Annotated in this window: 25 protein-coding genes; 5 read left to right on the plus strand and 20 right to left on the minus strand. The window is 61.0% G+C overall.

All coding sequences use genetic code 11. From position 1 onward, the window contains the following. Nucleotides 1–68: 68 nt before the first annotated feature. The 13 genes from YA0848_RS14300 to YA0848_RS14360 all read right to left on the minus strand — a co-directional run bounded on the left by YA0848_RS14300 (nucleotide 69) and on the right by YA0848_RS14360 (nucleotide 12545). Entirely contained in the window at nucleotides 69–989 is a 921-nt protein-coding gene (locus tag YA0848_RS14300; RefSeq protein WP_034115204.1) for a S66 peptidase family protein, read from the minus strand. 152 nt (nucleotides 990–1141) lie between these two features. Next, the gene (gene lipA / locus YA0848_RS14305; RefSeq protein WP_162276709.1) at nucleotides 1142–2143 is read right to left on the minus strand and encodes a lipoyl synthase; all 1002 of its coding nucleotides are present in this window, start codon (nucleotides 2141–2143) and stop codon (nucleotides 1142–1144) included. 26 nt (nucleotides 2144–2169) lie between these two features. After that, nucleotides 2170–2817 (minus strand): lipoyl(octanoyl) transferase LipB, encoded by a 648-nt coding sequence (gene lipB, locus YA0848_RS14310; protein ID WP_034100909.1) that lies wholly within the window; start codon nucleotides 2815–2817, stop codon nucleotides 2170–2172. After that, nucleotides 2817–3092, minus strand: coding sequence for a DUF493 domain-containing protein (locus tag YA0848_RS14315; RefSeq protein WP_034100910.1), 276 nt, complete (start codon nucleotides 3090–3092; stop codon nucleotides 2817–2819). Before YA0848_RS14315 ends, lipB begins: the two co-directional genes overlap by 1 nt. Before the next feature lie 84 nt (nucleotides 3093–3176). Then, a complete protein-coding gene (locus tag YA0848_RS14320) occupies nucleotides 3177–4334 on the minus strand; it encodes a D-alanyl-D-alanine carboxypeptidase family protein (protein WP_034100911.1) in 1158 nt (385 codons plus the stop codon). A 185-nt stretch (nucleotides 4335–4519) separates the two neighbouring features. Beyond that, complete coding sequence (locus YA0848_RS14325) at nucleotides 4520–5518, minus strand: septal ring lytic transglycosylase RlpA family protein (protein ID WP_034100912.1); 999 nt, start codon at nucleotides 5516–5518, stop codon at nucleotides 4520–4522. Next, nucleotides 5518–6528, minus strand: a complete 1011-nt coding sequence (gene mltB / locus YA0848_RS14330) for a lytic murein transglycosylase B (protein ID WP_034100913.1) — start codon at nucleotides 6526–6528, stop codon at nucleotides 5518–5520. Before mltB ends, YA0848_RS14325 begins: the two co-directional genes overlap by 1 nt. A 17-nt stretch (nucleotides 6529–6545) precedes the next feature. Continuing rightward, nucleotides 6546–7649 (minus strand): rod shape-determining protein RodA, encoded by a 1104-nt coding sequence (gene rodA, locus YA0848_RS14335; protein ID WP_015886065.1) that lies wholly within the window; start codon nucleotides 7647–7649, stop codon nucleotides 6546–6548. Between the two features lie 31 nt (nucleotides 7650–7680). Next, nucleotides 7681–9579, minus strand: coding sequence for a penicillin-binding protein 2 (gene mrdA / locus YA0848_RS14340; RefSeq protein ID WP_034100915.1), 1899 nt, complete (start codon nucleotides 9577–9579; stop codon nucleotides 7681–7683). 15 nt (nucleotides 9580–9594) lie between these two features. After that, on the minus strand, nucleotides 9595–10062 hold the full coding sequence (gene rlmH / locus YA0848_RS14345; protein ID WP_003176297.1) for a 23S rRNA (pseudouridine(1915)-N(3))-methyltransferase RlmH: 468 nt from the start codon (nucleotides 10060–10062) through the stop codon (nucleotides 9595–9597). Between the two features lie 9 nt (nucleotides 10063–10071). Then, on the minus strand, nucleotides 10072–10566 hold the full coding sequence (rsfS, locus tag YA0848_RS14350) for a ribosome silencing factor (RefSeq protein ID WP_034100916.1): 495 nt from the start codon (nucleotides 10564–10566) through the stop codon (nucleotides 10072–10074). Between the two features lie 69 nt (nucleotides 10567–10635). Continuing rightward, on the minus strand, nucleotides 10636–11280 hold the full coding sequence (gene nadD, locus YA0848_RS14355) for a nicotinate-nucleotide adenylyltransferase (protein ID WP_034100917.1): 645 nt from the start codon (nucleotides 11278–11280) through the stop codon (nucleotides 10636–10638). Beyond that, complete coding sequence (locus YA0848_RS14360; RefSeq protein ID WP_034100918.1) at nucleotides 11280–12545, minus strand: glutamate-5-semialdehyde dehydrogenase; 1266 nt, start codon at nucleotides 12543–12545, stop codon at nucleotides 11280–11282. The genes nadD and YA0848_RS14360 overlap by 1 nt, the downstream gene beginning before the upstream one ends. 174 nt (nucleotides 12546–12719) lie before the next feature. On the opposite strand from YA0848_RS14360, the gene YA0848_RS14365 reads away from it, so the two are divergent. Both YA0848_RS14365 and YA0848_RS14370 read left to right on the plus strand, forming a co-directional pair. Continuing rightward, nucleotides 12720–13403, plus strand: a complete 684-nt coding sequence (locus tag YA0848_RS14365) for a DNA-3-methyladenine glycosylase (RefSeq protein WP_034100919.1) — start codon at nucleotides 12720–12722, stop codon at nucleotides 13401–13403. A gap of 30 nt (nucleotides 13404–13433) precedes the next feature. Continuing rightward, nucleotides 13434–14750 (plus strand): bifunctional DedA family/phosphatase PAP2 family protein, encoded by a 1317-nt coding sequence (locus YA0848_RS14370; protein ID WP_047882936.1) that lies wholly within the window; start codon nucleotides 13434–13436, stop codon nucleotides 14748–14750. On the opposite strand, the gene YA0848_RS14375 is transcribed toward YA0848_RS14370, so the two are convergent. Genes YA0848_RS14375 through YA0848_RS14385 form a run of 3 tightly spaced genes read right to left on the minus strand, consistent with a single transcriptional unit; the run spans nucleotide 14747 to nucleotide 16434 of the window. Then, nucleotides 14747–15337: an LON peptidase substrate-binding domain-containing protein gene (locus YA0848_RS14375; protein ID WP_034100921.1), complete on the minus strand. Its 591-nt coding sequence runs from the start codon at nucleotides 15335–15337 to the stop codon at nucleotides 14747–14749. The genes YA0848_RS14370 and YA0848_RS14375 overlap by 4 nt on opposite strands. 21 nt (nucleotides 15338–15358) lie before the next feature. Then, on the minus strand, nucleotides 15359–16075 hold the full coding sequence (locus tag YA0848_RS14380; RefSeq protein WP_034115213.1) for an LrgB family protein: 717 nt from the start codon (nucleotides 16073–16075) through the stop codon (nucleotides 15359–15361). Beyond that, entirely contained in the window at nucleotides 16072–16434 is a 363-nt protein-coding gene (locus tag YA0848_RS14385; RefSeq protein WP_034100923.1) for a CidA/LrgA family protein, read from the minus strand. The genes YA0848_RS14380 and YA0848_RS14385 overlap by 4 nt, the downstream gene beginning before the upstream one ends. A gap of 202 nt (nucleotides 16435–16636) precedes the next feature. Here YA0848_RS14385 and YA0848_RS14390 point away from each other — a divergent pair, with 202 nt between their 5' ends. The 3 genes from YA0848_RS14390 (at nucleotide 16637) to YA0848_RS14400 (ending at nucleotide 19587) form a co-directional block, all read left to right on the plus strand. Next, a complete protein-coding gene (locus YA0848_RS14390; protein WP_034100924.1) occupies nucleotides 16637–17092 on the plus strand; it encodes a MaoC family dehydratase in 456 nt (151 codons plus the stop codon). Between the two features lie 105 nt (nucleotides 17093–17197). Continuing rightward, nucleotides 17198–18916: a C13 family peptidase gene (locus tag YA0848_RS14395; RefSeq protein ID WP_169868459.1), complete on the plus strand. Its 1719-nt coding sequence runs from the start codon at nucleotides 17198–17200 to the stop codon at nucleotides 18914–18916. 29 nt (nucleotides 18917–18945) lie between these two features. Further along, a complete protein-coding gene (locus YA0848_RS14400) occupies nucleotides 18946–19587 on the plus strand; it encodes an oxidoreductase (RefSeq protein ID WP_034100926.1) in 642 nt (213 codons plus the stop codon). 62 nt (nucleotides 19588–19649) lie between these two features. Here YA0848_RS14400 and YA0848_RS14405 read toward each other — a convergent pair whose 3' ends face one another. The 4 genes from YA0848_RS14405 to YA0848_RS14420 all read right to left on the minus strand — a co-directional run. Then, nucleotides 19650–19934 (minus strand): YceK/YidQ family lipoprotein, encoded by a 285-nt coding sequence (locus tag YA0848_RS14405; protein ID WP_034100927.1) that lies wholly within the window; start codon nucleotides 19932–19934, stop codon nucleotides 19650–19652. Then, nucleotides 19927–20556, minus strand: a complete 630-nt coding sequence (ubiX, locus tag YA0848_RS14410) for a flavin prenyltransferase UbiX (RefSeq protein ID WP_034100928.1) — start codon at nucleotides 20554–20556, stop codon at nucleotides 19927–19929. Before ubiX ends, YA0848_RS14405 begins: the two co-directional genes overlap by 8 nt. Next, nucleotides 20553–21902: a UDP-N-acetylmuramate:L-alanyl-gamma-D-glutamyl-meso-diaminopimelate ligase gene (gene mpl, locus YA0848_RS14415; protein WP_047882934.1), complete on the minus strand. Its 1350-nt coding sequence runs from the start codon at nucleotides 21900–21902 to the stop codon at nucleotides 20553–20555. Before mpl ends, ubiX begins: the two co-directional genes overlap by 4 nt. A gap of 288 nt (nucleotides 21903–22190) precedes the next feature. After that, nucleotides 22191–23080 (minus strand): hypothetical protein (locus YA0848_RS14420; protein WP_198731342.1); only part of this gene is annotated, 890 nt, incomplete at its 5' end.

Consider the following 23080-nt stretch of genomic DNA (forward strand, 5'->3'; position numbering starts at 1 on the left):
CATGTCGATCACTGATCAATGTGGGAGGGGGCTTGCCCCCGATGGCGGTTTAGCGAGTGATCCCAGATTCAAAGTGTAACGACCACATCCTGCTCCAACACCACCCGCTGCTCCCCCGCATCCAGCCGCACCAACGCGCCCATCGGCAGGGTCAGGTTCGGATCGCAATGTCCACTGCGCCAGCCGGCCAGCACCGGAATGCATAACGGTTCAAATGTCTGTTTGAGCAGGCGCTCCAGCGCGACGTTATCCACACCCGCCACGTCCCCGACCAGCACCCCAGCTACCTGAGCCAACTTACCCGCCAGGCGCAAATGCGTGAGCAGACGATCGATGCGGTAGATCGGCTCGTTGACGTCTTCGATAAACAGGATGATGCCCTGCGCGTCGATTTCGTAAGGCGTGCCCATCACCGCCGCAATCATCGACAGGTTGCCCCCCAGCAAGCGCCCACAGGCGATGCCAGGCTCAATGGTGGTCAGCGGGTAGGCCGCAGGGTGCGTGATGAGGTTGCCCGCGCCCAGTTGACCACGCAGCAGGCTGAACAGTGAGGACTCGGTGGGTTGCTGCTTGTCGCCCAACAGGTCGGCATTGAGCATTGGCCCATGAAACGTCACGAAGCCCGCGTAGCGGTTGATGGCCAGGTGCAAGGCGGTGATGTCGCTGTAGCCGACGAAGGGTTTGGGGTTGGCGCGCAGCAGGTCGAAGTCCAGACAGTCCAACAGCCGTGGCGTGCCGTAGCCGCCCCGCAGGCAGAAGATCGCATCGATTTCAGGGTCGGCGAAGGCGGCGTGCAGGTCACGCAAGCGCACCTCATCGCTGCCGGCAAGGTAGCCGTCGCGCTCATACACCCCAGGGAAAATCCGCAGGTCGTAGCCGCGGGTGCGCATCCATCGGCCGGCCTTTTCAACATTCAGCGCGGCGGGACCGGCGGGAGCGATCAGGGCGATGGTGCCTTCAGAACGAAGGGCTGGAACGGCGGTTGTCATACACAACTCTCCCTGGTTAACGCACAACGAAATGTGGGAGGGGGCTTGGCCCGATAGCGGTGGATCAGGCAGCACATGAGTGACTGGCCTTTCGCTATCGGGGGCAAGCCCCCTCCCACATAAGCCCCTCGCATTCCGGATTTAAACTCCGATCAGGAGATCAGGCTTGCCTTGACCAGCTTGGCCTGCTCGTCGGCGTGGTACGAAGAACGCACCAGCGGGCCCGATGCCACGTTTTTGAAGCCCATCTTGTAGCCTTCCTCAGCGAACCAGGCGAAGGTGTCCGGGTGCACGAAACGCTGCACCGGCAAGTGGTTACGCGACGGTTGCAGGTACTGGCCCAAGGTCAGCATGTCGATGTCGTGTTCGCGCATGCGCTTCATGACTTCGATCACTTCCTCATCGGTCTCGCCCAGGCCCAGCATCAGGCCGGATTTGGTCGGGATGTGCGGCATCATCTGCTTGAACTTCTGCAGCAGGGTCAATGACCACTGGTAGTCCGAACCGGGACGCGCGGCCTTGTACAGGCGTGGCACGGTTTCCAGGTTGTGGTTGAACACATCCGGCGGCTCGGCGGCGGTGATTTCCAACGCCACGTCCATACGGCCACGGTAGTCCGGCACCAGGGTTTCGAGCACAACGTTCGGCGACAGTTTGCGAATTTCGCGAATGCAGTCGGCAAAGTGCTGGGCACCGCCGTCACGCAAATCGTCGCGGTCCACCGAAGTGATCACCACGTACTTGAGTTTGAGGTCGGCGATGGCGATGGCCAGGCTTTCCGGCTCGTTGACGTCCAGTGGCTTCGGCCGGCCGTGGCCGACGTCGCAGAACGGGCAACGGCGGGTGCAGATGTCACCCATGATCATGAACGTGGCGGTGCCGCCGGAGAAACACTCACCCAGGTTCGGGCAGGAGGCTTCTTCGCACACACTGTGCAGCTTGTGTTTGCGCAGCAGGGCTTTGATACGGTCGACTTCCGGCGAGACAGGGATGCGCACGCGGATCCAGTCAGGCTTTTTCGGCAGTTCGGTGGTCGGAATGATCTTTACCGGGATGCGTGCAACCTTCTCGGCGCCGCGCAGCTTGACGCCGGCTTCCACCTTGGCACGCGGGGCCGGGGCCGGACGCTCGGTTACGTCCAGCGTCGGGATCATGGTTTGCACTGCATCAGTAGTCATAGTCAGTCGATTCCGCCCGTAAGGGTCGTCTGCTCAGCATAGTCGAGGTGTTTGACGAGCTGCGCGCGCAGCCGGGCACTTACCTCGGCAAATTTAATCGGTGTCACATGCTCGCTCAGCTGTGTCATCGCTAACCCGGCATAACCGCACGGGTTGATGCGCCGGAAGGGCGCCAGGTCCATGTCCACGTTCAGGGCCAGGCCATGAAAGGAACAACCGTGGCGAATCCGCAGCCCTAGGGAAGCGATTTTCGCGCCATCCACATACACCCCCGGAGCATCGGGCTTGGCCGCGGCGGTGACGCCGTAACTGGCCAATAGCTCGATCAGGCACGCCTCGATGCGGCTGACCAGATCACGCACACCAAACCCCAGCTTGCGCACATCCAACAATAGGTAAGCCACAAGCTGACCGGGGCCATGGTAAGTCACTTGGCCACCCCGGTCGACCTGCACCACCGGAATCTCCCCCGGCAGCAACAGATGTTCGGCCTTGCCGGCCTGGCCCTGGGTGAACACCGGTGGATGTTCCACCAGCCAGACCTCATCCGGCGCCGAGGTGCCGCGCTCGTTGGTGAAGCGCTGCATGGCATGCCAGACGGGCTCGTAGGCCATCTGGCCAAGTTCACGAAAGCCCAGGACCTGCGACATCACAACACCATGTGTACGAAGCCGGTGGCCCGCAGTTCACTGTTGATGTTGTAGAGCTGGTCCTGATCCGTCGCCACGATGTGCAACTGGATCGTGGTGTATTTACCGTTGGTACTGGAGCGCTCGTCCACACGGTTGTCGTTGATCGTGGCGTGTTTACGCACGATGTCGAGGATCTTGTCTTTGTTGCCAACACCGGTATCGCTGATCACCTTGACGGGATAATCCGTCACCGGGAACTCGATCTTAGGCGCCTTCACTTCTTTATCGGTCATGGCAGAACGGCCTCGTAAGCGGTAAGCCGTGGCGACGGCAAAGCCCCGCGTCGGTTCAACGCGGGGCTTTGCAGGTGCACACAATCAGTTGAACAAGCCGTAGAAGAATAGACGGATGCTATCCCACACGCGGCGGAAGATACCACCCTCGTCGACGGCGTCCAGCGCGATCAGGTCGGCGCTGTGCACCACCTTGTCGTCCAGTTTCACTTCGACTTTACCGATCACATCGCCCTTGGCGATTGGCGCGACCAATTGCGGATTCATGGTCATGCTGGCAGCGAGCTTTTTCAGCTGGCCTTTAGGCATGGTCAGGGTCAGGTCTTCGGCCAGGCCGGCCTTGACTTGGGAAGCCGCGCCTTTCCACACCGGGGCGGTCGCAAGCTCAGCACCCTTCTGGTAGAAGGTCTGGGTTTCGAAGAAACGGAAACCGTAGGTCAGCAGCTTTTGCGTCTCGGCCGCACGGGCCTGTTCGCTGTTGGTACCGAACACCACGGCGATCAGGCGTTGGCCGTCACGTACCGCCGAGGACACCATGCAGTAGCCGGCCTCTTCGGTGTGACCGGTTTTCAGACCGTCGACGGTCTTGTCGCGCCACAGCAGCAGGTTGCGGTTAGGCTGTTTGATGTTGTTCCAGAAGAACTCCTTCTGGGAGTAGATCGCGTAGTGCACCGGGTCGACGCGGATGATCGCGCGCGCCAGGATCGCCATGTCATGGGCCGACGAGTAGTGCTCTGGGTTCGGCAGACCGGTCGGGTTCATGAAGTGGCTGTTGGTCATGCCCAGATCGGCCACGGTTTTGTTCATCATGTCGGCGAACGCGTCTTCGCTGCCGGCGATGTGCTCGGCCAGGGCGACGCTGGCGTCGTTACCGGACTGGATGATGATGCCGTGCAGCAGGTCGCTGACGGTGACTTGGGAGCCCACCTTGATGAACATCCGCGAACCGCCGGTACGCCAGGCGTTTTCGCTGACGGTCACTGGGTCGTTTTCGCCGATCTGGCCGCGACGGATTTCCAGGGTCGCGATATAGGCGGTCATCAGCTTGGTCAGGCTGGCCGGCGGCAGGCGCTGGTCACCGTTGTTCTCGACCAGCACGTTGCCGCTGGCGGCATCCATGAGCACCCAGGCCTTGGCGGCCAGTTGCGGTGAAGCCGGCACCATTTCAACCGCCCAGGCGGCCGGGGTGATGATCAGCGAGATAAGCAGGCACGTGCGTTTGGCTAAGGTGGTGATGTTCATCCGTCTCTCGAAATTGCTTATGGAAACTTGCCCTCGCGGGCAAAACTTATTCAGACAGCCCGCTACCAGACTGTCGCGTGTTCGGTTGCCCGCTCACCCCTTGCTCCCGGGTTTTTATTGTTCAAACGAGCCAACAACCAGAGTTCAAGCCCGCGTACGTGCCTGAACTATCAATCCGTTACTGCTTACTCGGCGGTGACCACACTGGGTTGCCCCAGGTTGGCCAGACGCACACTGTTCTGCACTTGCGCCACCTCGCTCGGCGAGCCAATCGGGCCCATCCGCACGCGGTGCAAGGTTTGCTGGTTGCGCACGATGGAACTGATGAAGACCGGCGCATTGACCATGCTGCTGAGTTTGGACCTTAACAGTTCCGCCGCATCCGGGTTGGCGAAAGCGCCGACCTGCAGGTACTGCCCGCCCGCCAGGGAAGCACCCGGCGCGGCCTGGGGCACGGCCACGGTGTCTGGGGCGTGCTGTTGCGGTGGCGGCGTCCACTGTTCGACCTTACCGGCCGATGCGGTGATCTGCGGTTGCGGGGTCTGCGGCTCGTTGAGCATCAACGGCGCCGGCTTGCCACGCTGAGCCCAATACTGCGCCGGATCGATGCCTTCGACCTTGACCCGCGCAGTGCCGGTTTCGGCGTAGCCAAGCTTTTTGGCGGCGGCGTAGGACAAGTCGATGATACGGTCCGAGTAGAACGGCCCACGGTCATTGACCCGCAGGATCACCGTGCGGTGGTTGTCCAGGTTGGTCACGCGTACATAGCTGGGCAACGGCAAGGTCTTGTGGGCCGCGCTCATGCCGTACAGGTCATACACTTCGCCATTGGCGGTGTTCTGGCCATGGAACTTGGTGCCATACCAGGAGGCTGTGCCGGACTGCACGTAGGTCTTGGACTCTTGCAGCGGAAAGTAGGTCTTGCCCAGTACGGTGTACGGGTTGGCCTTGTAGGCGCCGGTGTGCAGGGTCGGCGTGGCGTCCGGGATTTTCGAGACATCCACGTCCCACCACGGCGCGCCGTCTTTGTGTGCGCGGTTGATGTCCAGGCCCGGTTGGGACCGAACCACCGCGCCGCCGGACTTCTGCGTCGGCGCGCGGCTGGTGGAACAACTGACAACCAGCAAGGACAACGCGGTGAACGCCACCAGCTTGAGCGGTTTATTGAACGGCGATGCCCGCATTACTTGTTGCCCCGTGCTTGGACCAGCATGTCTGACAGCTGATGCACGGCCATGGCGTACATCACACTGCGGTTATAACGCGTGATTGCGTAGAAATTCTTCAGGCCCATCCAGTATTCAGGGCCATTTTCGCCTTCCAGGCGGAATGCCGTTACCGGCGTGTCGTCGTGTGGCGCATTCTGACTCGACCAACCCAGCGCCCGCAACTCCCCGACGGTCTTGGCCGGCTCGATCCCCTGGGTCAGGCCTTCGTCGGCGCGCTCCCCGGTGACATCCGCGCGGACCACCACCGGCTCGCCGGCAACCCAGCCGTGGCGCTTGAAGTAGCTGGCCACGCTGCCGATGGCATCGTCGGGGTTGCTCCAGATATTGATGTGGCCGTCGTTATCGAAATCCACCGCGTAAGCGCGAAAGCTGCTCGGCATGAATTGCGGCAAGCCCATCGCTCCGGCGTAGGAGCCCTTTAGGGTCAGTGGATCGACCTGCTCTTCGCGGGCCAGCAGCAGGAATTCGCGCAGTTCCTTGCGGAAGAAGTCGGCACGGGGCGGGTAATCGAAGCCCAGGGTCGACAACGCGTCGATCACCCGGTAGCTGCCGGTGTTGCGCCCGTAGAAGGTTTCGATGCCGATGATCGACACAATCACCTGGGCCGGCACACCGTATTCCTGTTCGGCGCGGGCCAGGGCGGCCTCGTGCTCGCGCCAGAAGTCCACACCGCGGGCCACGCGGGCGTCGGTGAGGAACATCGGGCGATATTCTTTCCACTGTTTCACACGTTCAGCAGGGCGGGAAATGGCGTCGAGGATCGCCTGCTTGCGCTGGGCCTCGCGGAACACGCCCATCAACTGCTCACCGGCGAAACCGTAGTCGCGGGTCATTTCACCGACAAACTCGGCGACCTGAGGTGAACCATCGTAGTCACCGGCCAGGGTCTCCTGCGTTGCCCCCAGCAGCCCGATAAGGCCCACCCAGGACGCATGCCGAGTCGCCCAGCCGCGCATTACTTGCATTGACATCTTCACCTTATTCAAACCTGTGCGATCCACTTGCGATGCGTATGAATCGACATCAAAACCCCAAACGCTGACAGCAATGTCACCAGCGAAGTTCCGCCGTAGCTAATGAATGGCAACGGCACCCCAACCACCGGTAACAGGCCACTGACCATACCGATGTTGACGAAAACGTAAACAAAAAACGTCATGGTCAGCGCGCCGGCAAGCAATTTGCCGAACAGCGTCTGCGCTTGCGCGGTAATCACCAGGCCACGCCCGATCAACAACAGGTAGATCAGCAGCAACGCGCAGATCCCCACCAGGCCGAACTCTTCGCCCAATACGGCGATGATGAAGTCGGTGTGGCTCTCGGGCAGAAAGTCCAAGTGCGACTGGGTACCCAGCAACCAGCCTTTGCCAAAGACCCCACCCGAACCGATTGCCGCCTTGGACTGGATGATGTTCCAGCCGGTGCCCAAGGGATCGCTTTCCGGATCGAGGAACGTCAGGATCCGTTGCTTTTGATAGTCGTGCATAAAGAAGAACCACATCGCCACCGCCACCGGCACCGCAGCGGCCAGCACGCTGAGGATCCAGCGCCAGCGCAACCCGCCCATAAACAGCACGAACGCACCGCCGGCCAGGATCAGCAGCGAGGTGCCGAGGTCGGGCTGGCGCACAATCAGGATAAACGGTACGCCGATCAGGATCAGGCTGATGCCTACGTGTTTGAGCTGCGGCGGCAGGGTGCGCTTGGACAGGTACCAGGCGATGGTAGCCGGCATCAGGATCTTCATGAATTCCGACGGCTGGAAGCGAATCACCCCTGGGATGTTGATCCACCGCGTCGCGCCCATGGCGTTGTGGCCCATCACGTCCACCACCACCAGCAGCAACACCCCCGCCACATAGCCCAGCGGCACCCAGCGCGCCATGAAGCGCGGCTCCAACTGAGCGATCACCACCATCGACAACAGGCCCAGGCCGAACGACGACGCTTGCTTGATCAGCAGGTCCCAGTTCTTGCCACTGGCCGAATACAGTACAAACAGACTGCCGGCCGCGAGGGTCAGCAACAGGATCAGCAACGGGCCGTCGATGTGCATGCGTTGCAGCAACGTCGCACGGCGACGCATCACATCCTCGCTGGAGAGGATGCGGTCAAAATTACTCTTCACTGGCCGTAACCTCGGGGCTTGAAGGGGGGCCGCCATATTCAGGCTTGAGCCTGCCGTCCTCGGCCAGAAGCCAGGCGTCCATCACCTGGCGCACCACGGGCGCGGCGACGCCGGAGCCGGACTCGCCGTTCTCGACCATCACGGCCACCACAATTTTCGGGTCGTCCGCCGGCGCAAAACCGACAAACAAGGCGTGGTCGCGGTGACGTTCCTGAACCTTGGAACGGTCGTATTTCTCGCCTTGCTTGATCGCCACCACCTGGGCGGTACCACTCTTGCCGGCGATACGATATTGCGCACCGATCGCCGCCTTGCGCGCGGTGCCGCGCGCACCGTGCATCACCTGCTGCATGCCGTGGTTGACCTTGGTCCAGTCCGACGGGTCGCGCAGCACAATGTCCGGGATCGGGTTGTCATCCACCGGCTTCTCGCCTTCGATGGTCTTGGCCAGGTGCGGACGGTTCCACACGCCCTTGTTGGCCACCAGCGCCGTGGCCTGAGCCAGTTGCAGCGGCGTGGCCTGCATATAGCCCTGGCCGATCCCCAGGATCAGGGTTTCCCCCGGGAACCACGCCTGGCGGCGGGTCGCGCGCTTCCATTCCCGCGATGGCATCAAGCCTGGCGATTCTTCGAACATGTCCAGGGAAACTTTCTGACCGAGCCCGAACTTGCCCATGTAGGCAGACAGACGATCAATGCCCAGCTTGTGGGCAAGGTCATAAAAGTAAGTGTCGTTGGAGCGCATGATTGCGGTGTCCAGGTCGACATAACCGTCACCGGTACGGTTCCAGTTACGGTACTTGTGATCGTAATTGGGCAGCATGTAGTAACCGGGGTCGTACACCCGGCTGGAAGCGGTCACCACGCCAGCGTCCAGGCCGGCAATCGCCACCGCCGGTTTGATGGTCGAACCCGGTGGGTACAAGCCACGCAGCACACGGTTGAACAACGGCCGGTCGATGGAATCACGCAGCTCGGCGTACGCCTTGAAGCTGATACCGGTCACGAACAGGTTCGGGTCGAAGCTGGGTTGACTGACCATGGCCAGCACTTCGCCCGTCTTCGGGTCCAGCGCCACCACCGCGCCGCGTCGGCCGCCCAACGCCATCTCGGCCGCTTCCTGCAGCTTGATGTCCAGGCTCAGTACGATGTCCTTGCCCGGCACCGGGTCGGTACGCTTGAGCACGCGCAGCACACGGCCGCGGGCGTTGGTTTCAACTTCTTCGTAACCCACCTGGCCATGCAGCTCGGGCTCGTAGAAACGCTCGATGCCGGTCTTGCCGATATGATGGGTGCCGCTGTAATTCACCGGATCGAGGGTTTTCAGTTCTTTCTCGTTGATGCGCCCCATATAGCCGACGGAGTGAGCAAAGTGCGGCCCTTGCGGGTAGTGCCGCACCAACTGCGCCACCACTTCCACCCCCGGCAGACGGAACTGGTTCACCGCGATCCGCGCGATCTGCTCTTCGGTCAGCTCGAACAGAATCGGCACCGGCTCGAATGGCCGGCGCCCCTGCCTCATGCGTTTTTCGAAGATCACCCGGTCTTCCGGCGTCAGCTGCAGGACTTCGACGATCACGTCGAGCACTTGCTGCCAATCGCCGGAACGTTCGCGGGTCATGCTCAGGCTGAAGCTGGGCCGGTTATCCGCCACGACAACGCCATTGCGGTCGAAAATCAGCCCACGGGTCGGCGGAATCGGCTGCACATGCACCCGGTTGTTTTCCGACAGCGTGGAGTGATAGTCGTACTGGATCACCTGCAGGAAATACAGGCGCGCAATCAACACCCCGATCAGCGCCACCACCATGATCGCGCCAAACACCACGCGCGCACGTACCAGACGTGCGTCTTTCTCATGGTCCTTGATGCGGATCGGCTGAGTCATCGGGAGGGGCGCAGACTATTTGTGGTAAGGGTGCCCGGACAGAACTGTCCAGGCGCGATACAGCTGTTCACCGATCAGAATCCTTACCAACGGGTGCGGCAACGTCAGTGCCGACAGCGACCAGCGCTGGTCCGCCCGCGCGCAGACTTCCGGCGCCAGCCCTTCGGGGCCACCGACCATGAAGTTGACCGTGCGCGAGTCCAGGCGCCAGCGATCCAGCTCCACCGCCAACTGCTCGGTGCTCCAGGGCTTGCCGTGCACTTCGAGGGTGACGATACGCTCATTGGGGCCGACCTTGGCCAGCATGGCTTCGCCTTCCTGACGGATAAAGCGCGCCACGTCGGCATTCTTGCCCCGGGTGTTGAGCGGTATTTCCACCAGTTCCAGCGACAACTCGGCGGGCAGACGCTTGGCATACTCGTGCCAGCCTTCTTCCACCCACTTGGGCATGCGTGAACCGACAGCAATCAGACGCAGGCGCACAGCCGTTCCTTATTCCTGGTCTTTGTTGAGCTTGTCGAAGTGAGCGTGGCCCACTTCCGGGCTGTGGTGCTTGCCATCGGCGGCACGGCTCTGCTCGGCGCCTTTCCACAGACGCTCCAGGTCGTAGAACTGGCGAGCGTTGGAGGTCATCATGTGGACGATCACGTCGTCCATGTCCAGCAGCACCCAATCACTGTCGCCCTTGCCTTCTTCACCCAACGGCTTGACGCCCTGGGCTTTGACGGCTTCGCGCACTTTGTCCAGCATCGCGCCGATCTGGCGGTTGGAGGTACCGGTGGCGATGATCATGTAGTCGGTGATGCTCTGCTTGTCGCGCACGTCCAGCACCTGGATGTCCTGGGCCTTCACGTCTTCCAGGGCCGCCACGGCGACTTTCACCAGCTCTTCGCCTACCAGTTCCGGACCGGTGTGGGCTTCTACAGGCAGAGGGGCGCTTTTGAACGTGCCTTTGCGCTTAACTTTGCTTACGTCTTTGTTGGTCATATAAAACTCGTTTTGCTCGTATGTTCGGGCGCTCGCTGTACGACTGTTCGTACCTTCAAGCACGCCTTTTCAGTTCGACGCACGGTAAAGCCCGTGCGCATCGATGTAGGCCAGGACCGCGTCAGGCACCAGGAACCGTACCGACTTACCGCTGGCCAGCAGTTGACGGATCTGGGTGGCGGACACCGCAAGCGGGGTCTGCCAGACGAATGCAATATTCCCGTTCGGCCCGGTCAGGGCCAAGGGGTCACTTACCGACCGCGCGGCCAGCAGGTTGCGCAAGGCATCCGGCGGTTCGCTGTCGGCATCCGGGCGTTGCAAAACCAGGATGTGGCAATGCTGGAGGAGATCCTCCCAGCGATGCCAAGAGGGCAGGCCGCAAAATGCGTCCCAGCCCAAAAGCAGAAACAACTGGTCGTCCGCGGCCAGTTCGGCGCGCATCAGTTCCAGGGTGTCGACAGTGTAGGACGGTTTATCGCGCTTGAGCTCGCGGTCGTCCACCACCAACGGTGCAATGCCTTCCACCGCCAGACGCACCATTTCCAGACGCTGCTGGGGCGACACTTGCGGGGTGTCGCGATGGGGCGGCCGGAAATTGGGGATCAGGCGCAGTTCATCCAGCGCCATTGCGTCCGCCACTTCCAGAGCGCTGCGCAGATGGCCGATGTGCACAGGGTCGAAGGTACCGCCGAGCAGCCCAATGCGCTTAGCCATCAAGTGCGCACGTGTCCGTCGCCGAACACCACGTACTTCTCGCTGGTCAGGCCTTCCAGGCCCACCGGGCCACGTGCGTGGAGCTTATCGGTGGAAATCCCGATCTCCGCGCCCAAGCCGTACTCGAAACCGTCGGCAAAGCGCGTCGAGGCATTGACCATCACCGAAGCGGAGTCCACTTCGGTGAGGAAGCGCCGGGCATCGCTGAAATGCTCGGACACGATCGCATCGGTGTGCTTGGAACCGTAGGTGTTGATGTGCTCGATGGCCTGATCCAGGTCGTCAACGATGCGGATCGATAGGATCGGCGCCGTGTATTCGGTGTACCAGTCCTGCTCGGTGGCTTCGATCACGTCGGCGCCCAGCAACGCGCGGGTACGCTCGCAACCGCGCAGTTCAACGCCCTTGTCGCGGTAGATCGCGGCCAACGGCGGCAATACGCGCTCGGCGATGCCGGCGTGCACCAACAGGGTTTCCATGGTGTTGCATGGCGCGTAGCGATGGGTCTTGGCGTTGTCGGCGATGCGGATCGCCTTGTCGATATCGGCCGCAATGTCGATGTACACATGGCACACGCCGTCCAGATGCTTGATCACTGGCACCTTGGCATCGCGGCTCACGCGTTCGATCAGGCTCTTGCCGCCGCGCGGCACGATGACGTCGACGAATTCCGGCATGGTGATCAACGCGCCAACGGCGGCGCGGTCGGTGGTTTCCACCACTTGCACCACTTCGGCCGGCAACTCGGCCACGGCCAGGCCCTGCTGGATGCACGCGGCGATGGCACGGTTGGAATGGATAGCCTCGGAGCCGCCGCGCAGGATGGTGGCGTTGCCGGATTTGAGGCACAGGCTTGCGGCGTCGATGGTCACGTTAGGACGCGACTCGTAGATGATGCCGATCACGCCCAGGGGCACGCGCATCTTGCCCACCTGGATGCCGGACGGCAGGTAACGCATATCGCGGATTTCACCGATGGGGTCAGGCAGCTTGGCTACCTGACGCAGGCCTTCGATCATGTCGTCGATACGCGCCGGGGTCAGTGCCAGGCGGTCCAGCAGGGCCGGCTCCAGGCCATTGGCACGGCCGTTGGCCAGATCCTGTTCGTTGGCGGCGGTCAGCTCGGAGCGCGAGGCATCCAGAGCGTCGGCGGCCGCCAGCAGGGCGCGATTTTTCTGCGCAGTGCTCGCACGGGCGATCAACCGCGACGCCTGGCGGGCAGCGCGACCCAGGCGGGTCATGTAGTCAAGAACGGACTCAGTCATGGTCGGGGAGTCTTGGCAAAGAGGAAAGCGGCAGATTATAGCCGTGACGCCGCCCGACTGACAGCGGTGAGGGGCGGATGGTCGAAATGAACTGTAAAAACATGAGCTTCAGCCGTAATTAAGGTGGGAGTTGTTATCATCCGGTCACATTTAGCCGTAATAACTGCCGACGCCATGCCCAGTTCCGCTCTTCCAACCCCCGCCAGCGCCCTGCCCGACAGCTTCTTCGACCGCGATGCGCAAGTGCTCGCGCGTGAATTGCTCGGAAAAGTCATTCGCCACCGAGTCGGCGAAACCTGGCTTTCGGCGCGAATTATCGAAACCGAAGCTTATTACGCGGCCGAAAAGGGCAGCCACGCGTCTCTCGGTTACACAGAAAAGCGTAAGGCTTTGTTTCTGGATGGGGGGCACATCTACATGTATTACGCCCGTGGCGGCGATTCTCTGAATTTCAGCGCCCATGGCCCAGGCAATGCGGTGCTGATCAAATCCGCCTATCCATGGGTCGACGCAATCGCCGGCCCAGCCAGCCTGGCGCAGATGCTGTTGAACAACCCGGACGCCAAAGGTCTGCCCCGCCCCTCGCACAAACTGTGCGCGGGCCAGACGCTGTTGTGCAAGGCGCTGGGGCTGAAGGTGCCGATGTGGGACGCCAAACGGTTTGACCAAGAACTGCTTTACGTCGAAGACGTCGGCCAGACCCCGACGCAGATCATCCAGACCACCCGCCTGGGCATCCCCAGCGGGCGTGACGAACACCTGATGTACCGCTTCGTCGATGCTGGCTACGCGCCTTATTGCACGCGGAACCCGTTGCGCCGAGGCCAGGTCGAAGGCCGCGACTATTTTTTGCTGTGAATTCCCAAGAACACCGATGGAGTGGATTGTATGGGCCAATGGCTCGATAGCATTACCGGCTGGCTGAGCATCAACCCTCAATGGCTGGCCGTGGCGGTGTTCATCGTCGCGTGCGTGGAGTGCCTGGCGATTGCCGGCTTGATCGTACCGGGTACGGTGCTGCTGTTCGCTATCGCCGCCTTGGCCGGTAGCGGCGCGCTGTCCTTGAGCGAGACGCTGCTGCTGGGGTTCCTCGGCGGCTTGCTCGGCGATGGGGTTTCCTACTTTCTGGGACGACATTTCCATCAGAACATACGGCGTTTGCCCGGCTTACGTCATCACCCCGAATGGATGAACGGCGCCGAGACCTACTTTCACAAATACGGGATCGCCAGCCTGCTGGTCGGCCGTTTTATCGGCCCGCTACGCCCCATGCTGCCGATGGTGGCCGGCATGTGCGACATGCCGTTCCCGCGTTTCGCCGGGGTGAGCATTCTGGCGGCGGCGGGTTGGTCGGTGGCCTATTTGCTGCCGGGTTGGGCGACCGGCGCCGCGTTCCGCTTGCCGTTGCCGGAAGGGTTCTGGCCGGAAGCGGCGGTGGTCGCAGGGTGCCTTGCGGTCGTGATCGGGCTAAGCCTGAATAGCAGCCTGCGGGGGCATCGTCGCGCCACGTTATGGATAGGCGGCGCCAGCCTGACGTTATTGATCGCGCTGTTTATCGGCTATCACTCGCTGGACAATTTTGACCATGGCCTGAGTGCGCTGGTGCAGGAGCATCGCAGCCCTTGGCTGGATGAAGTAATGGTGCGGATCACCCAACTGGGCGAATTCAAAAAAATGTTTTTCGCCAGTGCGGTGTTTACCGGCTTGCTGGTATTGGCGCGGCAATGGCGTCATGCGCTGTTTGTCGGTGCCACGCTGGCGGGGTCTGCGCTTATCAATACCGGGACCAAACTGTTTTTCGCTCGCGGCCGCCCGGAAATCCTCACAGACCCATTGACCAGTTTCAGCATGCCCAGCGGCCATGCGTCCGGCGCGTTCGCGTTTTTCCTGGCGTTGGCGGTCCTGGCCGGTCGCGGCCAGCCCACGCGGCTACGCCTGACCTGGATGCTGCTGGGCTGTATTCCGGCGGCATTCATCGCACTGTCGCGGGTCTACCTCGGCGCCCATTGGCCCACGGACATCCTCGCCGGCACGTTGCTGGCAATGACGGTGTGCGCGTTCAGCCTGGGGCTTAGCGAATATCGAAGCCCCTTGCCCGCCATGCCACGGAAAACTTGGTGGCTGCTACTACCGGCGCTGGTGGCGGTGCTGAGTTTTATCGCGCTGGCGGGCACATCCCATGCCCTGTTGCGCTACGCCTATTAAGTGAACAGCTCGCCCTGAAGTTCGTCGAGCAGGACTTGGATCATATCCAGGCGCTGTTGCGGACTGTCCATTTCCAGCAGCTTGATCTTGTCGTCATCGGTGAACGGCAGCAAATACGCCAGCTGGTTGGCCAACGCTTGTTGGCCCTGAGCGTTGGTGTCCATGTCCAATGAGGCGACCATCGGGTGTTCGGCCAGGACCTGAAGCAAGGCCAGCAGGTCTTCGTCCTCTTCTTCAAGGGCGCTGTCCGGTTGCTCATCCAGCCAGCGCACCTCGCCCACCAGCAACTGGTCTTTCTGCACCGTGACGTCAGATACATGAAAACGTCGCCCGCCCTCAACCCGAATGCCCAGCAGGCCGTTGTCCTGCTGTTTGAAGTCGCGGATCAGCGCTTCACAACCGACCACTGCGTAAGCGTCCGTCATATCGTCGGCCCTGGCTTCTCCAAGGATGCACACCACCCCGAAACCTTCGCCCTTCTTCATACAGCGCCCGATCATATCGAGGTAGCGCGCCTCGAAGATCTGCAGGTCGAGCGTGCAGCCAGGAAACAGCACGGTATTGAGTGGAAACAGCGCCAGATTCATAAAGCGTTCCTTAAACCCGGTTTAAACAATGACCGACACGGCCAGCGGCAGGAACACCGCCGTAGCCACGCCCATCAAGCTCATGGCAAGCGCCGCGAAGGCGCCACACTCTTCGCTTTCCTGCAAGGCCACCGAAGTACCGACGGCATGGGCAGTCATGCCCAGGGCCATGCCACGCGCCTCGGCGCTTTGAACGCCCAGACGCGACAACAACGCCGGGCCGACCATCGCGCCGACCACGCCGGTGATCAACACAAATACCGCCGCCAGCGCCGCCACGCCGCCGATCTGCTCGGCCACCAGCATGGCAATCGGCGACGTCACCGACTTGGGCGCCATGGTCATCAGCACCATGTGTTCGGCGCCAAACCACCATCCCAGCAGCACGCACAGACCGGTGGCGAAGACCCCACCTATCACCAGCGTAGTAAAAATCGGCCAGAACAATTGGCGAATCCGCCGCAGATTCAGGTACAGCGGCACTGCCAGGGCCACCGTCGCCGGGCCCAAGAGGATGCCCATGATCTCGGTGCTCTTGCGGTACTCGGCGTAGCTCAGGCCACAGCTGAGCAACACACCGATCACCAGCAGCATCGACACCAACACCGGTTGCAGGAAGATCCAGCGGGTTTTCTCGAAGCCCGCCAGCACCAGTTGATAGGCGCCCAGGGTGATACCGATCCCGAACAAGGGATGATGAATCACTGCCGTCCAGGCTCCGTGCCAGTCGAAGATCATTGGCCCTCCTCCTCACTGGCATGCCGCTTGGCCAAACGCTCCATCATCACGCCGATCACGGCCATGGCAATTACCAGCGACAACACGAGGGCGCCGACAATAGCCCAGAAATCCGCAGCAATAGCCTTGGCATACACCATCACCCCGACTGCCGGCGGCACCAGCAGCAACGGCAGGTAGCGCAACAGGCTGCTGGCGGCCAGGCTCAAGGGCTCACCCACCTCGCCGCGCCACACCAGAAAGCCAAGCATCAGCAGCAGGCCAATGATGGGCCCCGGCAGAACCGGCAACAGCAAATGATTGAGCGCCGTGCCGATCAGTTGAAACAGCACCAGCCACGTCAGGCCACGTAACAGCATCCGTCCTCTCCCCTTTAAAACCCGTCCGCATTATAAGCACGCTGGCGCTATGCCCAGGCATTCGCCATAAGCATGGTGGGTTGACCGAGCTGATGGGCCATGATGATCTACAGTGGATCTCTGTCACCCATAAAAGCCCCGCCGCCACTGGATAAATACATGGCTGTGCCGGGATAAAACCGATGAACCAAGGAGAGACGCAATGCCCTATGTACCCGTAGCGCAGCTCAACGATTATGTCGGCAAGGAACTGGGACGTTCCGAATGGCTCACCATCGACCAGGCCCGTATCAACCTGTTCGCGGAGGCCACCGGCGATCATCAGTTCATCCACGTCGACCCGGTCAAGGCCGCGCAGACGCCGTTCGGCAGCACCATCGCCCATGGGTTTCTGTCGCTGTCACTGATGCCGAAGTTGATGGAAGACATCCTGATCGTGCCTGAGGGCCTGAAAATGGCGATCAATTATGGCCTCGACAGCGTGCGCTTCATCCAGCCGGTGAAAGTCAATTCCAAGGTACGCCTGAACGTCACGCTCACTGACGTCACCGAGAAAAAGCCCGGCCAATGGCTGTTCAAGGCCACCGCCACCCTGGAGATCGAAGGCCAGGAAAAACCCGCTTACATTGCCGAGTCCCTATCGCTCTGCTTCGTATAAGGGTTTGCCTGTGGTGAGGCACGCACACTCACCACAGGGTATGTAAATTTATGTATGAAACTCGCAGCTGCGGCATACTCGGCGCTCAATTATCCGGATCCCGCTATGCGCCCACTCGCCCCCCTTGCCCTTGTCCTGTTGCTCACCGCTTGCGGAGATGGCGAATCGCTGTTGCCGCCGGATGCGCGCCTGCCCGATGGCGGCCGTTACCGGGGCGATGTGGTCAATGGTTTGCTGCAAGGCCAGGGCCGCGTGGATTACCCCAACGGCAGTTGGTACGCCGGCACGTTCGACAAGGGCCAGTGGCACGGTCAGGGTGAATGGCATGGCAGTAACGGCGAGGTCTATAAAGGGCAGTTCAAGCAGGGCCTGTTCGACGGCCAAGGCAGCCTGACCACCGCTGGCAGCCAGTATGTGGGCGGGTTCAAGAACGGTCGTCGCCATGGCGAAGGCACCCTCAAAGAAGGGCAGATGACCTACCGTGGCGAGTTCAAGGACGACCAATATTCCGGCCTCGGTCGCCTGGAACTGGCCGACGGCAGCCAGTATCAAGGCCAGTTCGCCCACGGCAAACCCAATGGCGAAGGCCAGCGCAACGACGACAGCGGCAACCAGTTCAGCGGCCACTTCGTCGATGGCCAACTGGAAGGCAACGGCACCTTCAACAGCGCCGATGGCGACATCTACATCGGCCAATTCAAACAGAACCAGCTCAACGGCAAGGGCCGTTACGAAAACGCCGATGGTGACGTATGGATCGGCCAGTTCAAGGAAGGCGCGCTGACCGGTAAGGGCGAGTTGATCGGCGCGGATGGCAGCCACTATGTCGGCGAGTTCGCCGACTGGCGCTTTAGTGGACAAGGCCGCTTGAACCTCACCGACGGCAGTTTCTATATCGGTGGCTTCGACAGCGATAACTACCAGGGCCGTGGCACCCTCGTACTCACCGACGGCACCGTACAGGCCGGCACCTGGGTCAATGGCATGCGCGTACGCGACGCGGAGGGCAAGTTATTACCCGACCCGTTGGAAATCGGCGTTCTGGGCCAAGGCCATCTGCTAGATGCCGCTCTCGCGGCCGTACCGGCCTCCACCCCCGCCGTCGAGCTGTACACCCTGGTGTTGGCCGGTGACGGCAAACAGAGCGTGTTCCTGCGCGAAGCCGATTACGTCAGCAATCTGCTGGCGATCCGCTTTGGCGCACGCGGGCAAATTCGCCTGGTCAATCACCGCGACCACATCGCCGACCGCCCGCTGGCCACCCGAGAGAGCCTGCGCCGCTCCGTGCAAACCCTGGCTGATCGCACTGGGCCGGAAGACCTGGTGTTCATCTACCTGACCAGCCACGGCACCCATGAACATGAACTGGTACTGGACCAACCGCGCATGGAGCTGGCCGACCTGCCCGCCGACGAACTGGCGGCCGTAATGGCGCCGCTGAAAAACCGCGACAAAATTATTGTGATTTCCGCCTGTTACTCCGGCGGGTTCATCCCCGCGCTGAAAGACGACCGCACCCTGATCATGACGGCGTCGCGCGCCGACCGCGTGTCCTTCGGTTGTTCCGAAGAAGCCGACTTTACCTACTTCGGCGACGCCCTCTTCGCCCAGGCGCTCAACCAGACCGACGATTTGCAACAGGCCTTCAAGCTGGCCCAAGGGCATGTGAGCGAACGCGAGCAGGCGGACAACTTCGAAGCGTCCGAGCCGCAGATCTGGGCTCCCAAAGGCGTGATCGCCCATTGGCAACTCTTGCGTAAACAGCAGGCACGAAAGGCGCTCGAAAGCGTCTCAATGAATAGCAAGGAAGCCAAAGGCAACTAAGCTGAACCGTGTAACAAGGGGGAAACACCATGTACCTGACACCTCAGCATATTTTGCTTGCCGGAGCCTCCGGCCTAACGGGCGAACACCTGCTCGACCGCCTGCTCAACGAACCCACCGTCACCCGTGTACTTGCGCCCAGCCGCAAACCGTTGGCCGAACATCCGCGCCTGGAAAACCCAGTGGGCGACCCGGCGGTGTTCCTGCCCCGGCTCAGCGGCCAGGTAGACATTGCTTTCTGCTGCCTGGGCACCACCATCAAGCAAGCAGGCTCCGAAGAAGCGTTCCGCGCGGTGGACCTGGACATGGTGGTGGCTTTCGCCAAGCGAGCCCGGGAAATGGGCGCGCGACACCTGATCGTGATCAGCGCGATTGGCGCCGATCCGAAGTCTTCGATCTTCTACAACCGCGTGAAAGGGGAAATGGAAGAAGCGCTCAAAGCTCAGGACTGGCCACAACTGACCATCGTGCGCCCATCGTTGCTGCTGGGCGAACGCCTCAAACCGCGCCTGGCCGAACAACTGGCCGGCCCGCTGTCGCGTCTGATTCCGGGTAAATACCACGGCATCGAAGTGTGCGAACTGGCCCGCGCCATGTGGCGCTTGGCACTGGAAGAGCAAGACGGGGTGCGGGTGGTGGAGTCGGACGAACTGCGCAAGCTCGGTAAATAACCCCAAATATGGGAGGGGGCTTGCCCCCGATGGCGGAAGAACAACTGAGCTATAAACCCAGGTTAAAGCCCGCCCGTGGCGTTGAACCCCACCCCCAGCACCGTCAACACCGACAGTGGCAACAGCAAGGTGTCGAGCAACGCACTGGCCGGCAGGTCGACGCCGGGATAGCTCGGCGCCTCGGCCCCAAACCGGTCCTTGGCGCAGCAGCCGCCATTCATCGCATATAAATCCAAACGCGTGCCGGCATACACCACCGGCGCGTTCGGCTTGGCTGCGTCCAACGTGCGCGCCGTGGCGCAGCCGGTCAGGTGCAACGCCAGCAGCACCAGCAGCGCCTTATTCATCGCTGCTCAAATGGTGCTCGCCCCACCGCGGCAGCATGTCTTGGGGAATATTCAACAGATTGAGAATGCGCGCCACTACAAAATCCACCAGATCATCGATGGTTTGCGGCTGGTGATAGAAGCCTGGCGACGCCGGCAAAATCGTCACGCCCATATTCGATAGCTTGAGCATGTGCTCCAGGTGAATGCTCGAATACGGCGCCTCGCGCGGCACCAGGATCAGTTGGCGCCGCTCCTTCAAGGTCACGTCCGCCGCGCGCTCGATCAAATTGTTGCAGGCGCCTGTGGCAATCGCCGACAAGGTGCCGGTAGAACACGGCACCACCACCATCGCCGCCGGGGCTCCGGAGCCCGAGGCCACCGGCGACATCCAATCTTCCTTGCCGTAGACCTTGATCTGCCCCGCCGCCGCACCGGTGTACTCGGTGAGAAAGGCTTGCATCGATTGCACCTTGGCGGGCAGCGCCACATCGGTCTCGGTGGCCAGCACCAATTGCGCGGCTTTGGAAATCAAGAAGTGCACCTCCCGGTCCTCGCGCACCAGGCAATCGAGCAAGCGCAAGCCATAGGGGGCGCCGGATGCGCCGGTCATCGCCAGGGTGACGCGTTCCGGCCCGCTCATTTCAGGGCCTCGGCCAGTTTGCCATGCAGGCCGCCGAAACCGCCGTTGCTCATGACCACCACATGGGTGCCCGGCGTGGCTTTTTGTTTGACGAACGCAATGATGCCTTCGATGGAGTCGCACACTTGCGAAGGCACTGTGCACTGCGCGGCAATGGCCGGCAGGTCCCAGCCGAGGTTGGCCGGGGCGTACCACACGGCCTGGTCGGCATCATTGACGCTTTCCGGCAAGCCGTCGCGGTGGGCGCCGAGCTTCATGGAATTGGAGCGCGGTTCGACAATGGCGATGATCGGCGCATCACCGACCTGTTTGCGCAGGCCGTCGAGGGTGGTGGCGATGGCCGTCGGGTGGTGGGCAAAGTCATCGTAGATGGTAATGCCATTCACGTCGGCGACTTTTTCCATCCGGCGCTTCACGCTTTTAAATGCGCTCAACGCCACAATGCCCATGGCCGGAACCACGCCCACATGCCGCGCCGCCGCCAGGGTCACCAATGCGTTGGCCACGTTGTGCTGACCGGTCATGTCCCAATCGACAACACCTTGGGCCTCGCCTTCGAACAGCACCTCAAATCGCGAGCCGTCGTCACTGAGCAACTTGACCTGCCACTGGCCGCCAACACCGGTGGTTTGCACCGGGGTCCAGCAGCCCATGTCGATCACTCGCTGCAGGGCCGGTTCGGTGGTCGGGTGGATCACCAGGCCCTCGCTCGGAATGGTGCGCACCAAATGGTGGAACTGCCGTTCGATCGCCGCCAGATCAGGGAAGATATCCGCGTGATCGAATTCCAAATTGTTCAATATCGCTGTGCGCGGGCGGTAGTGCACGAACTTGGAACGCTTGTCGAAGAAAGCGCTGTCGTATTCATCCGCCTCGATCACGAAAAACGGGGTCTGGCCCAGACGCGCCGATACCGAGAAGTTCTGCGGCACGCCGCCGATCAGGAAGCCCGGGCTCATGCCCGCATGCTCCAACACCCAGGCCAGCATGCTGCTGGTGGTGGTCTTGCCGTGGGTGCCCGCAACAGCCAATACCCAGCGACCTTGCAACACATGATCCGCCAGCCACTGCGGGCCGGACACATAAGGTAAGCCTTTATTGAGCACGTACTCGACCGCCGGGTTGCCACGGGACATGGCGTTGCCGATCACGACCAGGTCCGGGACCGGATCGAATTGCGCCGGGTCGTAGCCTTGGGTCAACTCAATGCCCTGAGCTTCCAGTTGCGTGCTCATGGGTGGGTAAACATTGGCATCGGAGCCGGTGACATGATGGCCCAGCTCTTTGGCCAGAACCGCCATCGAGCCCATGAACGTGCCGCAAATACCGAGAATATGAATGTGCATAGTTGACCTCGTAAAACATCGAGGCAGGTTAGCGCAGGGGGCGGGAAATCGCACCTTTTATACAGCAGACGCCCAGCGCAGTAGCGGGGGCCTGCACCTAGCGTGTGCGCCTCGGCGAATACAGGTAACTGCTGAAAAAACACACCCTAGGTGAGGACAGTTATAGTGCCCCTACTTAGGGTGTGCTATTGCTGAACAACAGTGAAAGCAGTTGCCCCGTTTAACCGAGCAACTGCTTATGAACAGTTCCTTCGGAACAGCCCACTACACGATGCGTATCGCCAGCATTCACTGTTGCTTGGACTTTATAACGTCCAACAGCCCTTTAAGGTATGCGATTCTCGTCTGCATACCAATGGCCCGACCCTTGATATCATCTGCTTGTGCGCCTAGTTTCGGAGGCTGAGATTCAGGGCCATCCTTTCCTGCTAATTTAGCAAACTCCACCTCAAGGAAATTAAGCATCTCATCAAGGTAGTCCATACGTTCATCATTTGTCTTGGACAACCACTCTACACTGGGTTCAATGCCCTTTTGTGAACCAAGAGCAGCATACGTATTCATTAACATAAACACGTTCCTCTGAGCATTTTCGACCAATTGCGACTCCATAACATGCTGCTCTGTGGCCGGAGTCGCCGGTGGATTAATTTTGGGTTTTAGATACTCGTAAGCGACGTTGGAGGCAAGTGTCGCGGGAGCCGCGAAGAGCGCGGTGATCGGCGCATTAATCAATGCGGTCTTGACCATATTGCGTATCTGAAGTGGTAGCGCTCGGCCTTCTTTCCCCGCCTTCAATACCGTCTCGACGCTTTCTTCAAGGCCGCTCTGCGAAAATGGTTCAGGCGTCTTTCCGTCTATGTGACCTGAGGTCGGCTGTGCAAATAACTGATCCCGCTTTTTTGCGTCTTGTTCAGCTTGCCACTTCTTCTGCTGTGCGTCTCTATATTCAACCTGTTCTGGAGTAAGAGTGGTCTCTGTAGTGGGAGCAGACCCAGGTTCTTTCTGACCAAGGACCTGTCCTTCCCCTTCAAATTTACCCACTTGTTTATCAATGTAAGTTTGATCGTAATCGGTCTTGCCACCGTCTCCCGACTTTGGTGTTGAAACGTCTCCTGGCTTAGGCCCATCCACTTTCCCTCCCCCAGGCACATCCACTTTAGGTGGTTTAGGTGGTT

The organism is Pseudomonas sp. S4_EA_1b (assembly GCF_016307435.1).
In the GTDB taxonomy this organism is placed as follows: domain Bacteria; phylum Pseudomonadota; class Gammaproteobacteria; order Pseudomonadales; family Pseudomonadaceae; genus Aquipseudomonas; species Aquipseudomonas rhodesiae.

Bases quoted from the DNA above. Each gene is read 5' to 3' on its own strand.
- YA0848_RS14300 (WP_034115204.1), bottom strand. From the start codon at position 989: ATGACAACCGCCGTTCCAGCCCTTCGTTCTGAAGGCACCATCGCCCTG.
- lipA (WP_162276709.1), bottom strand. From the start codon at position 2,143: ATGATCCCGACGCTGGACGTAACCGAGCGTCCGGCCCCGGCCCCGCGT.
- lipB (WP_034100909.1), bottom strand. From the start codon at position 2,817: ATGTCGCAGGTCCTGGGCTTTCGTGAACTTGGCCAGATGGCCTACGAG.
- YA0848_RS14315 (WP_034100910.1), bottom strand. From the start codon at position 3,092: ATGACCGATAAAGAAGTGAAGGCGCCTAAGATCGAGTTCCCGGTGACG.
- YA0848_RS14320 (WP_034100911.1), bottom strand. From the start codon at position 4,334: ATGAACATCACCACCTTAGCCAAACGCACGTGCCTGCTTATCTCGCTG.
- YA0848_RS14325 (WP_034100912.1), bottom strand. From the start codon at position 5,518: ATGCGGGCATCGCCGTTCAATAAACCGCTCAAGCTGGTGGCGTTCACC.
- mltB (WP_034100913.1), bottom strand. From the start codon at position 6,528: ATGCAAGTAATGCGCGGCTGGGCGACTCGGCATGCGTCCTGGGTGGGC.
- rodA (WP_015886065.1), bottom strand. From the start codon at position 7,649: ATGCGTCGCCGTGCGACGTTGCTGCAACGCATGCACATCGACGGCCCG.
- mrdA (WP_034100915.1), bottom strand. From the start codon at position 9,579: ATGACTCAGCCGATCCGCATCAAGGACCATGAGAAAGACGCACGTCTG.
- rsfS (WP_034100916.1), bottom strand. From the start codon at position 10,566: ATGACCAACAAAGACGTAAGCAAAGTTAAGCGCAAAGGCACGTTCAAA.
- nadD (WP_034100917.1), bottom strand. From the start codon at position 11,280: ATGGCTAAGCGCATTGGGCTGCTCGGCGGTACCTTCGACCCTGTGCAC.
- YA0848_RS14360 (WP_034100918.1), bottom strand. From the start codon at position 12,545: ATGACTGAGTCCGTTCTTGACTACATGACCCGCCTGGGTCGCGCTGCC.
- YA0848_RS14365 (WP_034100919.1), top strand. From the start codon at position 12,720: ATGCCCAGTTCCGCTCTTCCAACCCCCGCCAGCGCCCTGCCCGACAGC.
- YA0848_RS14370 (WP_047882936.1), top strand. From the start codon at position 13,434: ATGGGCCAATGGCTCGATAGCATTACCGGCTGGCTGAGCATCAACCCT.
- YA0848_RS14375 (WP_034100921.1), bottom strand. From the start codon at position 15,337: ATGAATCTGGCGCTGTTTCCACTCAATACCGTGCTGTTTCCTGGCTGC.
- YA0848_RS14380 (WP_034115213.1), bottom strand. From the start codon at position 16,075: ATGATCTTCGACTGGCACGGAGCCTGGACGGCAGTGATTCATCATCCC.
- YA0848_RS14385 (WP_034100923.1), bottom strand. From the start codon at position 16,434: ATGCTGTTACGTGGCCTGACGTGGCTGGTGCTGTTTCAACTGATCGGC.
- YA0848_RS14390 (WP_034100924.1), top strand. From the start codon at position 16,637: ATGCCCTATGTACCCGTAGCGCAGCTCAACGATTATGTCGGCAAGGAA.
- YA0848_RS14395 (WP_169868459.1), top strand. From the start codon at position 17,198: ATGCGCCCACTCGCCCCCCTTGCCCTTGTCCTGTTGCTCACCGCTTGC.
- YA0848_RS14400 (WP_034100926.1), top strand. From the start codon at position 18,946: ATGTACCTGACACCTCAGCATATTTTGCTTGCCGGAGCCTCCGGCCTA.
- YA0848_RS14405 (WP_034100927.1), bottom strand. From the start codon at position 19,934: ATGAATAAGGCGCTGCTGGTGCTGCTGGCGTTGCACCTGACCGGCTGC.
- ubiX (WP_034100928.1), bottom strand. From the start codon at position 20,556: ATGAGCGGGCCGGAACGCGTCACCCTGGCGATGACCGGCGCATCCGGC.
- mpl (WP_047882934.1), bottom strand. From the start codon at position 21,902: ATGCACATTCATATTCTCGGTATTTGCGGCACGTTCATGGGCTCGATG.